Below are 17988 nucleotides of genomic sequence, written 5' to 3' on the forward strand. Positions count from 1 at the left end.
GGTCTCGCCCTTGATCACAGGTGGTAGAAGTCCAGCACCGCATTGATCCGATCATTGAGCAGCAGCACATGCTTGCGCAGGATGCTGAAGCCACCGTCAACCTGACGCAGCTCGTAGCTCACCTCGCCGAAGTAGCAGTCGGCCTGGCCGTGGCGGGTGTAATGCGTGTTCCATTTGGCGCCGACCTGGAGCAGCCCCTGGCCCCGGTCCTGGATGCGCACATTGCTGATCTGGTGCAGCGTGCGCGGCATCGGGTGGCTGGCGGCCGATTTGCCGGTGCGCAGACGGAAGATGCGGTCTTCCAGGCCGCCCCGGTTGGCGTAGTAGATCATCGACATCTCGCGCTTCGGGTCGGTGGTGGCCACGTGCTCCGAGTCCCACTGCGGCACATGGAATTCGGCCGTCGGGTCGAAGCAGGCCAGGTACTCATCCCACTGCTGGCGATCGCACAGCTCAGCCTGGGCATACAGGAATTGTTCGACGGCGTGTTGCAGCTCAAGGGTGTTCATGCTTGCACCTCCTTCTGGGTGGATGCCTGTTCCTGTTGTGCCAGTCCGTCCAGCATCAGCTGGCGCCAGGTGCTGTGCTGGTTCACGAACAGGCCCTCGTGGGTGATCTCCGTGCCGGTGAGCACGGGCTGGATGCCCAGGGTCTTGGCGTTGCCGGTCTGTTCGCGGGTCCAGGCCTGGCAGCCCCGAGAAATGTCGTTCCAGGGCTCGGCGCGGCCCTGGAAGCCGCGTTGCGCTTCGCGGAATTCGACCAGGTCATCGGGCGTGCCCATGCCGCTCACGTTGAAGAAGTCTTCGAACTGGCGGATGCGGTTCTCGCGATCCGCAGCCGACTCGCCCTTCACGCCGATGCACTGGCTGACGATTTCCGTCTTGTTCCAGGCCACCGGGCGGATGATGCGCAGTTGCGAACTGATCTGGTCCATGAAGAACAGACTGGGGTACAGGTTGAGGTTGCGCAGGCGGTGCATCATCCAGTGCGCTCTTTCGGTGCCGTATTCGGCTTGCGCCCGGGGCATCACGCTGGCGTAGCCAGGGCGCACTTCGGGGTTGGGCATTTCGCTGAAGAGCACCGAGTGCCCGTGCTTGAACGAGAACCAGCCGTCGTCGGTGGTGGCGTCGCCGGCCCCGAGCTTGCGGTAGTCCAGGGTCTTGAAGTCGGTGCTGCCCTGAGCGCTGTCGAGCTCGTGCCGGTGCACCACCGTGGCCACGTAGTTGTAGTGCACGGTGCTGACGTGGTAGCCGTCCAGGCCGTTCTCGGTCTGCAGCTTCCAGTTGCCGTCAAAGGTGTAGGTGGAGCGCCCGGGCAGCACTTCGAGCTCGCCGGTCGGAGACTGCTCCACCATCAGGTCCAGAAACACCTTGGCGTCGCCCAGGTAGTCTTCCAGGCTCAGAGGGGTGCTCAGATCGAGGTTGATGAACACAAAGCCCTTGTAGCTTGCCACCTTGGCCTTCTTCAGGCCATGCTGATGCAGGTCGAAGCCCGGGCCGTATTCGCCGGGCGCCTTCACCTTGATCAGGCGCCCGTCGGGCTTGTAGGTCCAGGCGTGGAAGGGGCAGGTGAAGGCGGCTTGCCGCCCTTTGCACACCCGTGTCAGCGTGGTGCCGCGATGCGCGCAGGCGTTCACCAGGGCGTGCAGCTCGCCCTGTGCGTCGCGGGTCACGATCAGGGGTTGGCGGCCCGCGTTCAGGGTGATGAAGTCATTGGGCTGGCTGATCTCGCTTTCGTGGCAGGCGTAGATCCAGGTCTTCTCGAAGATCAACTCCATTTCGAGATCGAACAGCTCGGGCTCGGTGAACATGGAGCGACGGACGCGATAGACCTCGTCTTCGGGTCTGAAGTCCAGACAGCCGTCGATGAAGTCGCGCCATTGTTGGGGGCTGCGTGAGGTATTCATGGGCAATTCCTGTGGGGTGGATCGATGATCTCGATTAGGCCCAGCCGCCCCAGAAACGGCTATCCACATTTCGCGCGTTCTTTATCCGCTTGCCACCGGCGTGCACGGGGCCCGGCACGGTGTCTCAGCCTCAGGCCCTGGAGTGTGCAGGCCTGGGTTGCCCGCTGGGTGTGGATGCGCCTCGCAGAGGGCATGCGGGTGAGCGGGTGAGCGGGTGAGCGGGTCGTGGGGCCCAGACAGCGCGTGCGGCGCCATGAAAAATGGGCGGCCCGCAGTGCTTGCGTGGCCGCCCTGGTGCGGGGGTCGGTGCTTGAAGGGGCAGGCCTCTTCAGGCCCGGAGATCAGGCCCCGACGGCGCGTGCGATCCGGGTGCGCGGATCGGTGTCGCGTTCGGTCACGGCTTGCTGCATCACGAAGTCGAAGCGGGCGCGCTCAAACGGCGCCTCCACACCCAGGGATTCATAGCCGGCCGGGGCAACGTCGTGTTCGATCTTCAGCACCAGGCCATCGCGTGTGGCAAAGGCAAAGTCGTCGTCGATGTAGGTGTCGCCCGGGATGTTGATCTGGGTCGTCAGGGTGCGATGCCCCTCCTTGACGATGTGGAAGTGGATGTGGGCCGGGCGGTGGCCGTGGCGGCCCAGCACCTGGAACAGCTCGGAGGTCGGGCTGTTCGGCGGGATCGCATAGCCCGGCGGCAGCGTGGTGCGGAAGCGGTAGTTGCCCTGGGCATCGGTTTCGATCTTGCGACGCAGTTCGAACTCTTTGAGGCCCGGGAAGAAGTGCGAGTAACCGCCGCTCTTGTTGGCATGCCAGGCGTCCATGATGGCATTGGCCACGGGCTGACCGGTGTGGTCCAGCACCCGGCCCTCCATGACCAGCACCTTGCCGGTGCCACGGGTGTCGCTGTCGTCGTCGAGCACGGCCTCGCCCTGGAACAGCGGGGCGCCGGCCACATACAGCGGCCCTTCGATGGCACGCGGCGTGCCGGCCGCGATGCCGGCCTTGGCATCGGCCTCGTCCATGCGGATGTCCAGCAGGCGGTCAAAGCCCAGGCCGGCGGTGATCAGACCGATCTGGCCCGAGGCGCCCAGGCGGCTCAGCCAATCGGCGGCGGCCCAGAACTCGTCAGGCGACACATCCAGCTCGTCAATCGTCTTGAACAGGTCGCTCACGATGCGGGCCACGATGGCGCGGGCGCGCGGGTTGCCCTCGGCCATCTTCACGCTGTTGACGCGCTCCAGCAGGCTTTGCTGGGTGAATTCATTTTTTGAGGTGCTCATTTTTGTCTCCGTAGGTTGGGGGAAAGGGGTTGCAGGCCAGGGCTCAGGCGATGGCCGAGGGGTGTTGCGCCAGTGGGGTGACCGAAATCTTCATGTACGGGAACAGCGGCAGTTGCGACAGCAGGGTGTGCAGCTCGTCGTTGGACGCCACGTCAAAGACGCTGTAGTTCGCATACTCGCCCACCACGCGCCAGAGATGACGCCAGCGCCCATCGCGCTGCAGCTCTTGCGAGTAGGCCTTCTCTCGGGTCTTGATGGCCTCGGCCTGCGCAGGGGGCAGGTCGGCGGGCAGGTTCACGTCCATGCGGACCAGGTACAGCATGTCTTGTCTCCTCAAGGGTGGGGGCGTTGGCCCAGGTCGATGTGCACGGCATTCAGGCCCGTGCGGGCCCGGTCGAATCGGTCGAGTTGGCCCAGGTCGACTTCGACGCCGAAGCCGGGCCCGTCGGGCAGTTGCAGTTCAAAGTCGATGATGGGCATGCGCTCGGTCACGATGTCGTCCACCAGCAATTGAGGGCCGAACAGCTCGCAGCCATGGTGCTGGTCTCCGAGGGTGGCAAAGACATGGGCGGAGGCGGCGCTGCCGATCGAGGTCTCCAGCATGGTGCCGCCATACCAGCCGATGTCGGCGGCCTCGGCGACCGCGGCCACCTGAAGCGTGCGCAACAGCCCGCCATGCTTGGCCACCTTCAGCGAGAACACCTGGCTGGCCTGATCGCGGGCCAGCGCCATCGCATCCTGGGGGGTGCACACCGATTCGTCGGCCATGATGCAGGCCCGCGAACCCAGCGTGGCGCTCAACACCTTGAGGGCTTCCCGGTTCCACTTGGCCACCGGCTGCTCGATCAGCGTGACACCGGCGTCGATCAGCTGCGGCAGGAAGCGCCTGGCCGTGCTGCCGTCCCAGGCCTGATTGACGTCGACCGTCAGCGTGGCCTGGCCTTCCAGGCCGCGGGCGATCTGGCTCACGTGGGCCACATCGTCGGCCGGGCTGCGCGCCCCGATCTTCATCTTGAAGATGCGGTGGCGCCGTTGTTCCAGGCGCAGTTGGGCTTCTTCCAGGTCCTTGCGCACATCGCCGCTGGCCAGGGTCCAGGCCAGGGGCAGGCTGGCGTGGCGCTTGCTCCCCAGCAATTGGTAGGCCGGCAGGCCCAGGCTGCGGCTGACGGCATCGATCAGCGCCATCTCGACGGCGCTCTTGGCAAAGGCATTGCCGCGGCAGAAGGTGTCCATGCGGGCCAGTGCGTGGCCGAAGGCGGCGCCGTCCTGCCCCAGCAGGCAGGGCGCCAGGTAGGCCTCGATGGCGTGCCGGATGCTCTCCGGAGACTCTTCGTTCCACGACGGCCCGCCGATGGTGGCGGCCTCGCCGAAGCCGCAGGCCCCGTTGCGCAGCCACAGCTGCACCACCACCGGGCTCTGGCGGTTGATGGCACCGAATGCCAGCTTGTGCGGCCGGATGGTGGGGATGTCCAGAATCCTCGCCTCAATGCGCTCAACCACGAAACGACTCGACATGAATGACCTTTTTTCTGTGCTTCTGTGCAATGGATGGCCAAGGTTACGAGGAAGCCCCACCGCATTCCAATGAAGTATTTATGTTCAAATGTTCGATCTCATCGAATGATTGACCTGGGGCACAGGCATGGAAATCCGGCAGCTTCGTTACTTTCTCGACATCGCGCAGACCGAGCACCTGACGCAGTCGGCGCAGAACCTGTTCGTCACCCAGTCCACGCTGTCGCACGGCCTGAGGCAGCTCGAGGAAGAGCTGGACACCGCCCTGTTCGACCGGCTCGGGCGCGGCCTCAAGCTGTCGCAGGCGGGGGCTGAATTCAGGGCCTATGCCACGCGGGCCCTCAAGGAGATCGAGGCCGGCCGCATGGCCCTGGCCGACCTGAGCGGCCTGCAGTCGGGCCGCCTGACCATCGGCGCCATCCCCACCTTCCTCAACACCGTGCTGCCGGCCACGGTGGCCGCCTTCTGCGAGCGCTACCCCAAGGTGCAGCTCGAGGTGCGGGATCTGCGCGCCGGCCCGATCGAGGACCAATTGATGAGCGGTGAGCTGGATCTGGGCATCGCATTTCACCCCACCCGCCATGGCGAGATCGAAACCGAGCCGCTGTTCGAAGAACGCATGATGGTGGTGCTGCGCAAGACCGCCCCGCAAGCCCGGGGCCAGCACATCACGCTGAAGCGGGCGGCCCAATTGCCCATGGCCCTGCTGCCGCGCAGTTTTGCCACGCGGCGCATGCTCGACGAGAAATTCAGGCAGGCCGGGGCCGAGCCCCAGGTGCGGGTCGAAATGGAGTCGGTCGAGGCCTTGCTCGGCGTGTGCCGGCACGGCCCCCTGGCCACCATCGTGCCCGAGCGGGCCGCCCTGCAGATGCCTGATCTGCATGCGATGGCGCTCACCGCGCCCGAGGTGGTGCGCCACGCCGGCCTGCTGTGGCGGCGCTCCGCCTCGCGCAGCGTGGCCGCGCGCGAGTTTGCCGCCCTGCTGCGGGCTGCCCTGATCGCCTGAAGTGGCGCCCTGCACCGTGCCCGCGGGCTTGGCCCCCCAGGGGGCGGCTGCATCAAGCGACCGCTTCGAACAATGGATCCAACAAATTTCATTGGTCGCGGCAGCGCAGGGGCGCTATGGTCGGCTTCGTTTGCCGATGACCCTTCCCCCCCTTTTTTCTTCAGTCACTCCTTGATGCCTTCCATTCACTTTGTCCGCCAGGGCCGCGGCCCCGAAATCGTGCTGAGCCATGCCTTGGGTTGCGACCTGACGATGTGGGACGAACTCGCCCAATGCCTGCAACAGCGCTTCACCGTGCTGCGCTACGACCACCGCGGGCATGGTCGCTCGCCCGCCCTGCCGGGGCCTTTCAGCATGGACGATCTGGCCGATGATGCGGCGCAGTTCATCGCGCAGCACGCCAGCGGGCCGGTGCACTTTGTCGGCCTTTCGATGGGGGGCATGACGGCGCAGGCCTTGGCCGCGCGCCACCCTGGCACAGTGCGTTCGGTCTGCATTGCGAACTCGGCCAGCCACTACGGCGAGGCGGCCAGAGCCTTGTGGCAGACGCGGGTCGACACCGTGCGGGCACGCGGCATGGAGGTGATTGCCGACGGCGCCCTGCAGCGCTGGTTCACGCCCGAGTTCCGCGCCGACCGCCAGGGGCGCGAGCGGGTGGCGGCCCTGCGCCAGGTGCTGGTCGGCACCCAGCCCGCCCCGTATGCCGAGGCCTGCCTGGCCGTGGCCCACATCGCCTTGGACGAAGGCAATCGCACCATCACCTGCCCCACCCTCGTCATCGCGGGCGAGCGCGATGAGGCCACGCCCCCGGCCTTGTCAGAGGCGATCGCGCAAGCCATCCCGGGGGCGCAGCTGCAAAGCCTGAACGCCGCCCACCTGAGTGCGGTGGAGCAGCCGCAGGCCTTTGCCGCGCTGCTGGAGCGCTTTGTGCTGGGTTGATCAGCGCGTGGCCTGGCGCTGGGCGCGTCGGTGCCCGTCACCCACCCCGCTGCCAGCGCCCCATCCAGCGTGCCATCCATCGTGCCAAGCGCCCCCAGGGCGGCCCCAGGGTTTCGAAGGGGTTGATGGGGCCCACCTGGTGCACCCCACGCGCGTGGCTGAAGCGCAGAAAGCCGGCGTGCCCGTGGTAGGCCCCGGTGCCGCTGGGGCCGATGCCGCCAAAGGGCAGGCTGTGCTGGGCAATGTGCAGCAAGGTGCCGTTCAGCGTCACGCCGCCCGAGGGGGCCGCGGCCAGCACCTGCTGGCGCGTGCTGCCCTGGTGGGTGAACAGGTACAGGGCCAGTGGGCGCTCGTGGCGGGCCACCAGGGCCAGGGCCTCGTCCAGGGTCTGGTAGGGCACGATGGGCAGGATGGGGCCGAAGATCTCCTCCTGCATCAGCCGCAGGTGCTGCCCGGGGGCCAGCACCACGGTGGGGGCCACATGCGGGTCGTCGCGCGGCAGCTCGGCGCTGCTCAGCACGCGGGCGCCGCTGGCCCGGGCCTCGTCCAGCAGGGCGTGCAGGCGGGCGCGGTGGGCGGGGCTGATGATGGCGCTGTAGTCGGGGTTGCGGCCCGGGTCGGGCAGGGTGCGGCGGGCGTGCTGCAGCACGGCGTCGGCAAAGGCCTCCAGCTGGTGGGCCGGCACCAGGGCGTAGTCGGGGGCGATGCAGGTCTGCCCCGCGTTGACGAACTTGCCGAATGCGATCGAGCGCGCCGCGGCGTCAATCGCGTGATCAGGGGCCACGATGGCGGGCGACTTGCCGCCCAGCTCCAGCGTCACGGGGGTCAGGTTGGCGGCGGCGGCCTGCATCACCTTGCGGCCCACGGCGGTCGAGCCGGTGAACACCAGGTGGTCGAACGGCAGGCTGGCAAAGGCCTGGCCCACCTCCACCCCGCCGGTGGCCACGGCCACCTCGGCCGGGTCAAAGGCCTCGGCGATCAGCCGCTGCAGCAGGTCAGAAAACGCCGGCGTCAGCTCCGAGGGCTTGAGCAAGGCCCGGTTGCCCGCTGCCAGCGCGTCGCACAGCGGCCCGAGCGTCAGCAGCAGCGGGTAGTTCCAGGGCGCCATGATGCCGATCACGCCCAGGGGCTCGTGGCGCAGCTGGTTGCGCCCGGGCAGGAACAGCCACTCCACCGCCTGGCGCCGGGGGCGCATCCAGCGGCCCACATGGGCCCGCGCATGGCGCAGTGCGCGCAGCGTGGGCAGCATCTCCAGCAGCTCGGTCTCGGTGCGGGAGCGGCCGCCAAAATCATGGTCGATGGCGCTGATCAGCGCCTCGGCGTTGCGGCTGACGAGTTGCTCCAGCCGCAGCAGCGAGGCGCGCCGGGCCTGCAGGTCGGGGGCCGGCTGGCGCCGCGAGGCCTCGTGCTGGCGCATGAACAAGGTGTCGAGGGTCATGCCCGGCCTTTCAGGATCAGGTCGGCGGCCCGTTCGCCGATCATGGCGCTGGGGGCCTGCGTGTTGCCGCTGACCAGGGTGGGCATGATGGAGGCGTCGGCCACGCGCAGGCCGCTCACGCCGCGCACCCGCAGCGCCGGGTCGAGCACCGAGGCAGGGTCGGTGCCCATGCGGCAGGTGCCTACCGGGTGGTAGATGGTGTCGGACTGGGCCCGGATCAGGGCCGCCAGCGCGTCGTCGCTCTCGTCGTCCAGCGTGCCATAGATCGGCCGGCCGCCCAGGCCGGCGAAGGGCGGGCTGCGCAGAATGCGCCGCGCCAGGCGCACCCCCTGGATCAGCAGCGGCAGGTCGTCGGGGTGCGACAGAAAGGCCGGGTCGATCAAGGGCATGTCGGCCGGGTTGGCGCTGGCCAGGCGCACCGAGCCGCGGCTGTGCGGCCGCAGTGCGCACACATGCAGCGCCACCCCGGTGGCCAGGTGCTTGCGGCGGCCGTGGTCGTCCACATTGCTCACGCAGAAATGCAGTTGCAGGTCGGGCCGCTCAAGCTGGGGCGAGCTGCGCACAAAGCCGCCCGCCTCGGCCCCGTTGGTGGTCAAAAATCCACGGCCCTGGCGGAAGGCCGGCAGGGCCGCCAGCGAGCGCAGCGTGCCCCGCGGCCCCCAGCCGAACAGGCCCGGGCCGTTGAGCCGCAGGTTCAGCGAGTAGTCGAGGTGGTCTTGCAGGTTTTGCCCCACCTGAGGCGCATCGGCCACCAGGGGGATGCCCAGGCGGGCCAGCTCGTCGGCCGGCCCGATGCCCGACAGGCACAGCAACTGGGGCGAGGCAATGGCCCCGGCGCTCAGGATCACCTCGCGCCGGGCAGCCAGCACGCGCACCCCGTCGCGGTCGCCCACCTCCACCCCGGTGGCGCGGCGCCCCTCGAAGCACACGCGGTTCACGCGCACCTCGGCCAGCACCTGCAGGTTGGGCTGCGGGGCCCGGCCCCGGTAGGCGCGCGAGGCATCCAGGCGGCGGCCCCCTTGCTGAAACACCTGGTACAGGCCCACGCCCTCTTGCCGGGCGCCGTTGAAGTCAGCATTGGCCGGCAGGCCGCAGGCCTGGGCGGCGGCCACAAAGGCCTGGCTCACGGGGCTGGGCGAGGCCAGGTCGCTCACCACCAGCGGGCCCTGGCGGCCGTGCAGGGCCTCGTCCAGGCCGCCCGGGCGCTGGTTGGCCTCGCTGCGGCGGAAGAAGGGCAGCACATCGGACCAGCCCCAACCCGGGCAGCCCAGGGCGGCCCAGCCGTCGTAGTCTTCGCGCTGGCCGCGCACGTAGATCATGGCGTTGATCAGGCTGGAGCCGCCCAGGCCGCGCCCGCGCGGCACATAGCCCGTGCGCCCGCCCAGGCCGGCCTGGGGCACGGTCTGGTAGGCGTAGTTGTGGCGGTTGCGGCTGGGCACCAGCAGGGCCAGGCCGGCCGGCATCACCGACAAGAACGAGGGCTTGGCCGGCCCGGCTTCGATCAGCAGCACCTGGGCTGCGGGGTCGCCTTCGGCCAGCCGGGTGGCCAGCGCGCTGCCGGCCGGGCCGGCGCCGACCACGATGTAGTCAGCCTGAAGCGATGTGGTGTTGGGGGTGGTCTGCGCCATGTTTGTCTCCGTGTAGGAGTGCGCAGTTTAGGATTTTTGACGAATTCGTCAAATATTTGTTCGGCAGCCCGGCCACTGGCTGGCGCCGTGGGCAATCAAGGTGGCCACGCCCTGGCACAGCCCCTCCAGATCGACCGGGTCGCCCCGGCTCATCAGCATCAGCGCCTCCAGGCCGATGGCCACCACCACCGAGGCCAGCAGGGCCAGCTCGCCATCGCTCAGGCCTTTGTTGGGCAGGGCGCGGCGCAGGTCGGCGCGCAGATCGTCCAGCAGGCCGTTGGTGTCGGCAAAGCCATGCAGGTAGGCGCGGATGTGGTGCTGGTTGCGCAGGCAGAAATCGGTGGCCCCGGGCCGTTGCAGCACCAGCTCAAAGAATGCCCGGAACGACTGCACCATCATCCCCACCAGCTCGGGCTCGCGCTGGCGCGCCTCGCGCGTGGCACTGCGGATCTCGCCCAGCAGCTCGCCCAGCAGCTCTGCAAACACGGCCTGCTGGGTGCCGAAGTAGTTGTAGAAGGTGCCGTTCGAGGCGCCGCTGCCCGCCACGATGGCGGCCACCGTGGCCCCGTCCAGCCCCACCTCGGCAAACACCTGCCAGGCCTGGGCCTTCAGGCGGTCGCGCAGTTCGGCGCGCAGCGCATCGCGTTTGGCTGAGGGGCGGTATTTGCGCAGTTCGGGCGCCGGGGCAGGGGGCTGGCTTGGCACGGAGGGCAGGCGGTGGTGTCTGAGAAAAAGCCCCGGCAAGCGGGGCCGCGGGCGGGCTTGAGCGTAACTGAAAACAGCGCCCTTGCTGTCGCACTCTTGAGCCCATGCTTCAGCGCATTCACCCGCACCCAAGCGGGCCCGCCCCGCCAGCCCCAGGGCTGGCCCACACGCTATATTCGCAGCCGAGCCGGCGGCCCGACCGGCCCACCCAACCGAAAGACCCAAGATGGAATTGAGACAGCTGCGCTACTTTGTGCGCGTGGTGGAACTGGGCTCGATGGGGCGCGCGGCACTCGACCTGAACCTGGTGCAGTCGGCCCTGAGCCAGCAGATCAGCCGGCTGGAGGGCGAGCTGTGCACCCGCCTGCTGCAGCGCAGCCCGCGCGGCGTGCAGGCCACCGAGGCCGGCCTGGCCTTTTTTCGCGAGGCCCAGCTGACCCTGCGCCACGCCGACCAGGCCGTGCGCGTGGCCCAGCAGGCAAGGCTGTCGGGCACCGTCAGCGTGGGCCTGGCCCCCACCACGGCGGCGCTGCTGGGCCTGCCCCTGATGCGCGCCATGCGCGAGCGCTACCCCGAGGTGCGCCTGCACATGGTCGAGAGCCTGTCGGGCCACCTGGCCGGCATGCTCAATGCCCGCCAGCTCGATCTGGCGGTGCTGTTCGATTCGCGCCTGTACGCCAATGGCGATGGCCCCGGCGGGCGCCGCTGGCAGATCCAGCCCCTGATCGAAGAGGCCCTGTTTCTGATCCGCGGCGGCCCCCGGGCCGGCCGCCCGGCCCTGCCCGCCGAGATGGGCCTGGCCGAGCTGGGCGACATCGGCCTGATCCTGCCCACCGGCCCGCACGGCCTGCGCAGCACCCTGGACACCGCCTTTGCCCAGGCCCGCGTCAGCCCGAACGTGGTGCTGGAGGTGGATTCGCTCTCGATGCTGATGGCCGCGGTGGACGCCGGCCTGGGCGCCACCCTGCAGCCCTGGGCCGCGGTGGGCCGCTTTGCCGATGCGGCCGAGCGCTTTGAGCTGGCGCGCATCACCGGCCCGGCCGTGTGCCGCGTGAACCTGTTGTGCAGCCTGGCCGAAGACGAGCTCTCGCCCGTGGCCCTGGCCACCCGCGTGGTGCTGGGCGACTGTGTGCGCCAGTTGGTGCAGCAGGGCCAGTGGGTGGGGGCCACGTTGGCGCTTTGAGCGCTCTTTTGAGCTCAAGACCCCGCCCCACCCATCACAAAAACTGATGGCCCCATGCCCGCCGGGGCCTGCACGGCAGGGCGCTGTCTTCCTAAAGTGGCAACTCATCGCGCAAGCGAGTGTTTTGCAAGGAGACAGCCATGGACCTGGACGTCCTGGTCATCGGTGGCGGCAACGCCGCCCTGTGTGCCGCATTGATGGCACGCGAAGCAGGGGCCAGTGTGCTCTTGCTCGAAGCCGCACCGCGCGCCTGGCGCGGCGGCAACTCGGCCCACACCCGCAACCTGCGCTGCATGCACGATGCCCCGCAGGATGTGCTGGTCGACGCCTACCCTGAAGAAGAGTACTGGCAAGACCTGCTCAAGGTCACCGGGGGCCTCACCAACGAGGCGCTGGCGCGCCTGACCATCCGCGCCTCATCCAACTGCCGCGACTGGATGCGCTCGCATGGCGTGCATTTTCAGCCGCCCTTGTCGGGGGCGCTGCACGTGGCCCGCACCAATGCCTTCTTCATGGGCGGCGGCAAGGCCTTGGTGAACGCCTACTACCGCAGCGCCGAGAAGCTGGGCGTGCAGATCCGCTACGAAGCCCCGGTGGAGCGGCTGGAGCTGGAAGACGGCCGCTTTGTGGCCGCCTGGCAGGGCGGCCAGCGCATCACGGCCCGGGCCTGTGTGCTGGCGGCCGGCGGCTTTGAATCGAACCGCGAGTGGCTGCGCGAGGCCTGGGGCCAGAACCCCGACGGCAGCTGGCCGGCCGACAACTTTCTGATCCGCGGCACGCGCTTCAACCGCGGCGTGCTGCTCAAGCACCTGCAAGATGAACAGGGCGCCGACATGGTGGGCGACCCCTCGCAGTCGCACTGCGTCGCCATTGATGCGCGCGCCCCGCTGTACGACGGCGGCATCTGCACCCGCATCGACTGCGTGAGCCTGGGGGTGGTGGTGAACCAGCTCGGCCAGCGCTTTTATGATGAGGGTGAAGACTTCTGGCCCAAGCGCTACGCCATCTGGGGCCGCCTGGTGGCCCAGCAGCCGGGGCAGATCGGCTACTCGATCATCGACGCCAAGGCCGTGGGCCGCTTCATGCCGCCGGTGTTCCCGGGCGTGCAGGCCAACACACTCGAAGACCTGGCCCGCCAACTGGGGCTGGACCCGGCCACCTTCATGCAGACCCTGGGGGCCTACAACGCCGCCTGCCGGCCGGGCCACTTTGACCACACCGCGCTGGACGACTGCCGCACCGAGGGCCTGAGCCCCGCCAAAACCCACTGGGCCCGGCCCATCGACACGCCGCCCTTCTATGGCTACGCGCTGCGGCCCGGCATCACCTTCACCTACCTGGGCCTGAAGGTGGACGCGCAGGCCCGCGCCCACTTTGGCGGCCAGCCCAGCCGCAACCTGTATGTGGCCGGCGAGATGATGGCCGGCAACGTGTTGGGCAAGGGCTACACCGCCGGCGTGGGCATGTCGATCGGCACCGCCTTCGGGCGCATCGCCGGCCAGCAGGCCGCCCTGGGCGCCCTGGCACAAAAGCAAAACGAGAAAGGGGCCGCCCATGCAAACGCTTGACGAACTCACCCGCCAGGCCCGCGCTCTGGCCAACGGCGAGCCCACACCGGCCGAGGCCGAGGTGGCCCGCCAGATGCAGATCTGCAACGCCTGCCGCTACTGCGAAGGCTTTTGTGCCGTCTTCCCGGCCATGACGCGGCGCCTGAGCTTTGAGCCGGTGGACGTGCACTTTCTGGCCAACCTGTGCCACAACTGCGGCGCCTGCCTGCACGCCTGCCAGTACGCGCCGCCGCACGAGTTTGCCGTCAACGTGCCGCAGGCCATGGCCGTGGTGCGCGGCCAGACCTATGTCGACTACGCCTGGCCCCCGGGCCTGGGGCGCCTGTACCAGCGCAACGGCCTGACCCTGTGCGTGGCGCTGGCCCTGGGGCTGGCCCTGTTCATGGCGCTGGCACTGGCTGCCCGCGGCACCCTGTGGATGGTGCCCGAGCAGGGCTTTTACGGCGTGTTTCCGCACAACCTGCTGGTGTCTTTGTTTGCGCCCGTGTTCTGTTTTGCGGCCCTGGCCCTGGGGCTGGGCGTGCGGCGCTTTTTGAGCGAGCTGCGGCCTGGCACCGGCAGCGCCCCGGCCAGCGTCGGCCCCGGGCTGGAGGCCGCCCAACAGGCCCTGACCCTGCGCTACCTGGACGGCGGCCACGGCGACGGCTGCCACAACGAAGACGACGCCCACACCCATTGGCGCCGGCGCTTTCACCACCTGACCTTCTACGGCTTCATGGCCTGCTTTGCGGCCACCTCGCTGGCCACGCTGTACCACTACGGGCTGGGCCAGGCCGCGCCCTACGGCTGGTTCAGCCTGCCCAAGCTGTTTGGCGTGGGCGGCGGGCTGGCCCTGCTGGCGGGCACCACCGGCCTGGGCTGGCTGCGCCTGCGCCGCCACCCGCTGCATGGCGACGCCGCGCAAAAGCCCATGGACCTGGGCTTCATCGCCCTGCTGTGGCTGGTGGCCGCCACGGGCCTGGGCCTGCTGCTGGCCCGCGCCACCCCCGCCTTGCCCAGCGTGCTGGTGCTGCACCTGGGCGCGGTGATGGCCTTGTTTGCCACCTTGCCCTACGGCAAGTTTGCCCACGGCGTGTTCCGCAGCGCGGCCCTGCTGCGCAACGCGGTGGAAAAGCGGCAACCCAGCCGCCTGCAACTGGGTTCGGACTGATCCCGCGGCCCCGGGCCTGCGCCCGGGCCGCCCCTGTGGCCTGAGGCGGCGCGTGGCCGCCAGGCAACTCATTCACCTCACGGAGACCTGACCATGAACAACACACCTGCGTCGCGGCGTTGCCTGCTGCAAACCGGCCTGCTCGCCACGCTGGCCGCCCTGGCCCCACTTGCCCCCTGTGGCGCTGCCCAGGCGGCCGACTGGCCCACCCGCCCCATCACCCTGGTGGTGCCCTTCGCCGCCGGCGGCACCACCGACATCCTGGCCCGCGTGATCGGCCAAAAGCTGTCTGAGAACCTGGGCCAGCCCGTGGTGGTCGACAACCGCGCCGGCGCCGGCGGCACCCTGGGCGCCGCCGCCGTGGCCCGCGCCCCGGCCGATGGCCAGACCCTGTTCATGGCCACCGTGGCCCACGCCATGGCCCCGGGCCTGTACAAAAACCTGTCGTACGACTTCATCAAAGATTTCGAGCCCATCGGCCTGGTGGCCACCACGCCCAATGTGCTGCTGGTACACCCCTCACTGCCCGTGAAATCGGTGCCCGAGCTGCTGGCCTACATCAAGGCCCACCCCGGCGAGGTCAACTACGGCTCGGCCGGCCCCGGCAGCACCGAGCACCTGTCGGGCGCCCTGTTCAGCGCCCGCATCGGCGCCCCCATGACCCACGTGCCCTACAAGGGCGGCGCCCCCATGATGGGCGACCTGATGGCCGGCCAGATCCAGATGGCCATCGAAACCAGCCCCTCCGCCTCGCAACCCGTGCGCTCAGGCAAGGTGCGTGCTTTGGCCGTCACCTCGCTGCAGCGCTCCGCCCTGTACCCCGGCGTGCCCACCGTCGACGAGGCCGGCGTCAAAGGCTACGAGGTCAACACCTGGTTCGCCCTGATGGCCCCCCGCGCCACGCCGCAGGCGATCACCAAGCGCCTACGTGAGGCCCTGCACCGTGTGCTGGGCCTGGCTGAGGTGACCCGGCGGTTTGAGGAGTTGGGGGTGACTGCGGGGGATTTGGAGGGGGAACGGTTGGTGGGCTTCATCCGCAGCGAGACGACGAAGTGGGGGGTGGTGGCTAAGGAGTCGGGGGCTAGGATTGATTGAGGGGGAGGGGGCTGCGCGGCTGGGGGGCTGCTTTGCAGCGGGAGCTGCCGTTCGTCCGCCGCCAGCGAACTGGAAGTCCCGGCCACTTGGAGTCACTGGCTACCGACAGTTCTCTGGCATCTCCCTTGACCACCGGTACGCCGGTGTCGGCCTGGAGGTCGCTGGGGCGGCGCCCGAAAGCAGGCGTCAGTCGATGGAGCGCCGGACAGTGCAAATGCGACGCTGACCGTAGACAGTCAGGCGAGGAGCGCAGGCTCGTCATCGACTGCAAGAATGTAGTTCGCCCGGCAGGTTCAGGGCGCCAGAGTTAGAACTACCAGAGTCCCGCTGATGCGCCCGCAATATCGCGCTGTCGCTGCAGGCTCATCCAGTCCTCGCCGTCCTTGGCAAAGGTAGTGCTCGATCTACGGATCTTCGGCACGCCCCTCGGCCAAATGTGGCATGTAGACACTGTCCGGACCTTCTTCATTTGGATCGAATGGGTACGGATCGACCAAGTTCAGCGCGTTCATCCGGTGGCATTCGCGGCGTCATCCCGCCGAGATGGGCGGTCCGGAGGTGGAAGCCTTCCTGACCTATCTGGGCTCCGAGCGCTCCTTGACCCTCGGGCTGACCCGGTTGCAGGTTCGTCGTGCAGTGGCATGATTGCAGGAAGGGAGTGCCATGGGCACTGCATCAGAAGCAATCAAAGAAGTGATGACCATGGCGAAGAATGTGGAGGCCTCAGCGAGCCCTCGAGAGATCATCGAGAAGATTCGTCGAATCGAGTTCGGCATAGGTGCAGACTTGCAAGGAGACGGTGAGGTTGTCGTCGAAGCTCTTGTTCGCAAGTACCGCAGTCTGCTAGAGACCGTCGCGCAGGACCTCAATTCGAAGGAGTCACACTTCCTCCTCGAGTTGGTCCAGAACGCTGATGACAACGAGTACGCGGAAGGCGTCGCTCCGACGCTGGCGTTTCGGCTGACGCCAGAGGAGCTGGTTGCCTTCAACAATGAGCTTGGGTTCTCGGAGAAGAACGTCCGGGCGCTGTGCAGCGCAGGGGAAAGCTCGAAGAAGAACAAGGTCGGCTACATAGGCGAAAAGGGCATCGGCTTCAAGTCGGTCTTCAAGGTCACCGACAGCCCGGAAATCCACTCCAACGGGTACCACTTCAAGTTCGACATCACCAACCCTGAGGACGCGCTGGGCTACGTCGTTCCTCATTGGGTGCCAGACCGCGCAGATGCCAACCAAGGGGGGACAACTGTCGTTCTTCCCGCGAGACCGGACCACCTATTCCCTCCTACCCTGCTGAACGACATCAGCCCAACCCTGCTGTTGTTTTTGGCAAAGCTTCGTGATGTGCAGATTGAACGGAGCAGCGGAAGCTCCCGATTCACCAGAGATGACGTTGACTCCGTAAGCACACTGACGGTGACGACCAATACCGGGGACGGTCACGAAAGCTCAGAAGTCAGGACGTATCTGCGCACCAGATTCGGTCTGGACATGTCGAAAATCGTCGAACCGAAGCGCGAGAACGTCACGCAAGCGGAAATCGTCCTCGCATTTCCGATGGACGAGGATGGTGCGGCGCAACCGGCCGAGGGCTGCCAGACCTACGCCTTTCTCCCGATTCGTGAGTTCGGCTTCAAGTTCTACATCCAGGCCGACTTCGTCCTCATATCGAGCCGCGAGGGCATACACGAGGAGCTGCCCTGGAATGTCCGGCAGCGAGATGAGATTTCCCGTGCCTTTTCCGCAGCGGTCAAGGGGTTCAAGGCGCATCCTGGCTTGGCAAAGACCTTCCTACGATTCCTTCCCGGGGATCGGGATGTCGTCGACCCCTTCTTTGCGCCGGTGGTCGAGCAGACGATTCGGGCATTGAAAGGCATCCCCTGTATCCCCGTTGAAGGTGGTGAGTGGAGGAAGCCTGGGGAGGTTTTGCTTGTTTCAGGGGCCTTCAGGAAACTGTTCACCTCCGCTGATGCCGCGGCGCTGTTCGGCGGTGCCTACCCATTGCCAGAAATCGCGATTCCGGACGGCGGACTGGCGCGCCTCTCCTGTCGCAGTCTTTCGGTTAAGGACGTCCTTGGACTCTTCAAAACGAGAGGTGAATGGCTGGTCGCCAAGGATCTGGAGTGGAAGGTTCGCTTTTACGAGTACTTGGCCAAGTCTGGCTCGCGGCAAGCCTACCTCGCTGGCATGCTCAAGCTGCCCTGCGTGCCAGTGTCAGGTGGTGGCATGGCAAACCCAGAAGTGAATCGCCCCGGATTTTGAGGAGGCTCAACACTCTGAGAGGATTGAGCCATGAGCAAGTCGAACAAGTTCTCACCCGAGGTGCGTGAGCGCGCGGTGAGGATGGTGCAGGAGCACCGTGGGGAGTACCCGTCGCTGTGGGCGGCTATCGAGTCCATCGCGCCGAAGATTGGATGTGTGCCGCAGACCTTGAACGAGTGGGTCAAGCGTGCCGAGGTCGATGCTGGCGTGCGTGAAGGCGTCACGACCGGCGAGGCCCAGCGGATGAAGGAACTGGAGCGCGAGGTCAAGGAACTGCGCCGGGCCAACGAGATATTGAAGCTGGCCAGCGCGTTTT

At 67.6% G+C, this 17988-nt stretch carries 17 protein-coding genes; 9 read left to right on the top strand and 8 right to left on the bottom strand.

Annotated elements, in window-relative coordinates:
- Positions 1–14 precede the first annotated feature (14 nt).
- The 5 genes from antB to L880_RS0121555 all read right to left on the bottom strand — a co-directional run bounded on the left by antB (position 15) and on the right by L880_RS0121555 (position 4701).
- The gene (antB, locus tag L880_RS0121535) at positions 15–509 is read right to left on the bottom strand and encodes an anthranilate 1,2-dioxygenase small subunit (protein ID WP_019577354.1); all 495 of its coding nucleotides are present in this window, start codon (positions 507–509) and stop codon (positions 15–17) included.
- Positions 506–1906: an anthranilate 1,2-dioxygenase large subunit gene (gene antA / locus L880_RS0121540; protein ID WP_027477437.1), complete on the bottom strand. Its 1401-nt coding sequence runs from the start codon at positions 1904–1906 to the stop codon at positions 506–508. Before antA ends, antB begins: the two co-directional genes overlap by 4 nt.
- A 341-nt stretch (positions 1907–2247) precedes the next feature.
- A complete protein-coding gene (locus L880_RS0121545; protein WP_019577352.1) occupies positions 2248–3186 on the bottom strand; it encodes a dioxygenase family protein in 939 nt (312 codons plus the stop codon).
- A 43-nt stretch (positions 3187–3229) separates the two neighbouring features.
- On the bottom strand, positions 3230–3508 hold the full coding sequence (gene catC / locus L880_RS0121550) for a muconolactone Delta-isomerase (protein WP_019577351.1): 279 nt from the start codon (positions 3506–3508) through the stop codon (positions 3230–3232).
- Positions 3509–3519: 11 nt separating this feature from the next.
- Entirely contained in the window at positions 3520–4701 is a 1182-nt protein-coding gene (locus tag L880_RS0121555) for a muconate cycloisomerase family protein (RefSeq protein WP_027477438.1), read from the bottom strand.
- A gap of 127 nt (positions 4702–4828) precedes the next feature.
- On the opposite strand from L880_RS0121555, the gene cynR reads away from it, so the two are divergent.
- Positions 4829–5707, top strand: a complete 879-nt coding sequence (cynR, locus tag L880_RS0121560) for a transcriptional regulator CynR (RefSeq protein WP_027477439.1) — start codon at positions 4829–4831, stop codon at positions 5705–5707.
- A 174-nt stretch (positions 5708–5881) separates the two neighbouring features.
- Positions 5882–6646, top strand: a complete 765-nt coding sequence (locus L880_RS0121565; RefSeq protein ID WP_027477440.1) for an alpha/beta fold hydrolase — start codon at positions 5882–5884, stop codon at positions 6644–6646.
- 37 nt (positions 6647–6683) lie between these two features.
- On the opposite strand, the gene L880_RS0121570 is transcribed toward L880_RS0121565, so the two are convergent.
- Genes L880_RS0121570 through L880_RS33100 form a run of 3 tightly spaced genes read right to left on the bottom strand, consistent with a single transcriptional unit; the run spans position 6684 to position 10417 of the window.
- Entirely contained in the window at positions 6684–8084 is a 1401-nt protein-coding gene (locus L880_RS0121570; RefSeq protein WP_027477441.1) for a coniferyl aldehyde dehydrogenase, read from the bottom strand.
- The gene (locus L880_RS0121575; protein ID WP_043330193.1) at positions 8081–9712 is read right to left on the bottom strand and encodes a GMC family oxidoreductase; all 1632 of its coding nucleotides are present in this window, start codon (positions 9710–9712) and stop codon (positions 8081–8083) included. Before L880_RS0121575 ends, L880_RS0121570 begins: the two co-directional genes overlap by 4 nt.
- A gap of 48 nt (positions 9713–9760) precedes the next feature.
- Positions 9761–10417, bottom strand: a complete 657-nt coding sequence (locus tag L880_RS33100) for a TetR/AcrR family transcriptional regulator (protein ID WP_051443502.1) — start codon at positions 10415–10417, stop codon at positions 9761–9763.
- Between the two features lie 226 nt (positions 10418–10643).
- Here L880_RS33100 and L880_RS0121585 point away from each other — a divergent pair, with 226 nt between their 5' ends.
- From L880_RS0121585 to L880_RS0121610, 7 genes are all read left to right on the top strand, one after another.
- Positions 10644–11600 (top strand): LysR family transcriptional regulator, encoded by a 957-nt coding sequence (locus tag L880_RS0121585; protein WP_027477443.1) that lies wholly within the window; start codon positions 10644–10646, stop codon positions 11598–11600.
- 140 nt (positions 11601–11740) lie between these two features.
- Entirely contained in the window at positions 11741–13168 is a 1428-nt protein-coding gene (tcuA, locus tag L880_RS0121590) for an FAD-dependent tricarballylate dehydrogenase TcuA (RefSeq protein ID WP_027477444.1), read from the top strand.
- Positions 13155–14318, top strand: a complete 1164-nt coding sequence (gene tcuB, locus L880_RS0121595) for a tricarballylate utilization 4Fe-4S protein TcuB (RefSeq protein WP_027477445.1) — start codon at positions 13155–13157, stop codon at positions 14316–14318. The genes tcuA and tcuB overlap by 14 nt, the downstream gene beginning before the upstream one ends.
- 93 nt (positions 14319–14411) lie before the next feature.
- Positions 14412–15413, top strand: a complete 1002-nt coding sequence (locus L880_RS0121600) for a Bug family tripartite tricarboxylate transporter substrate binding protein (protein WP_027477446.1) — start codon at positions 14412–14414, stop codon at positions 15411–15413.
- A 510-nt stretch (positions 15414–15923) separates the two neighbouring features.
- Positions 15924–16058 carry a hypothetical protein gene (locus L880_RS36830; RefSeq protein ID WP_425389206.1) on the top strand — a complete coding sequence of 45 codons (135 nt, stop codon included), beginning with the start codon at positions 15924–15926 and terminating at the stop codon, positions 16056–16058.
- A gap of 18 nt (positions 16059–16076) precedes the next feature.
- Positions 16077–17672 (top strand): sacsin N-terminal ATP-binding-like domain-containing protein, encoded by a 1596-nt coding sequence (locus L880_RS0121605; RefSeq protein WP_157463017.1) that lies wholly within the window; start codon positions 16077–16079, stop codon positions 17670–17672.
- 30 nt (positions 17673–17702) lie between these two features.
- The coding region (locus tag L880_RS0121610; RefSeq protein WP_027477448.1) for a transposase at positions 17703–17988 on the top strand (286 nt) is incomplete at its 3' end.

Origin of the sequence: Curvibacter gracilis ATCC BAA-807 (genome assembly GCF_000518645.1) — a bacterium.
Taxonomy (GTDB): domain Bacteria; phylum Pseudomonadota; class Gammaproteobacteria; order Burkholderiales; family Burkholderiaceae_C; genus Curvibacter; species Curvibacter gracilis.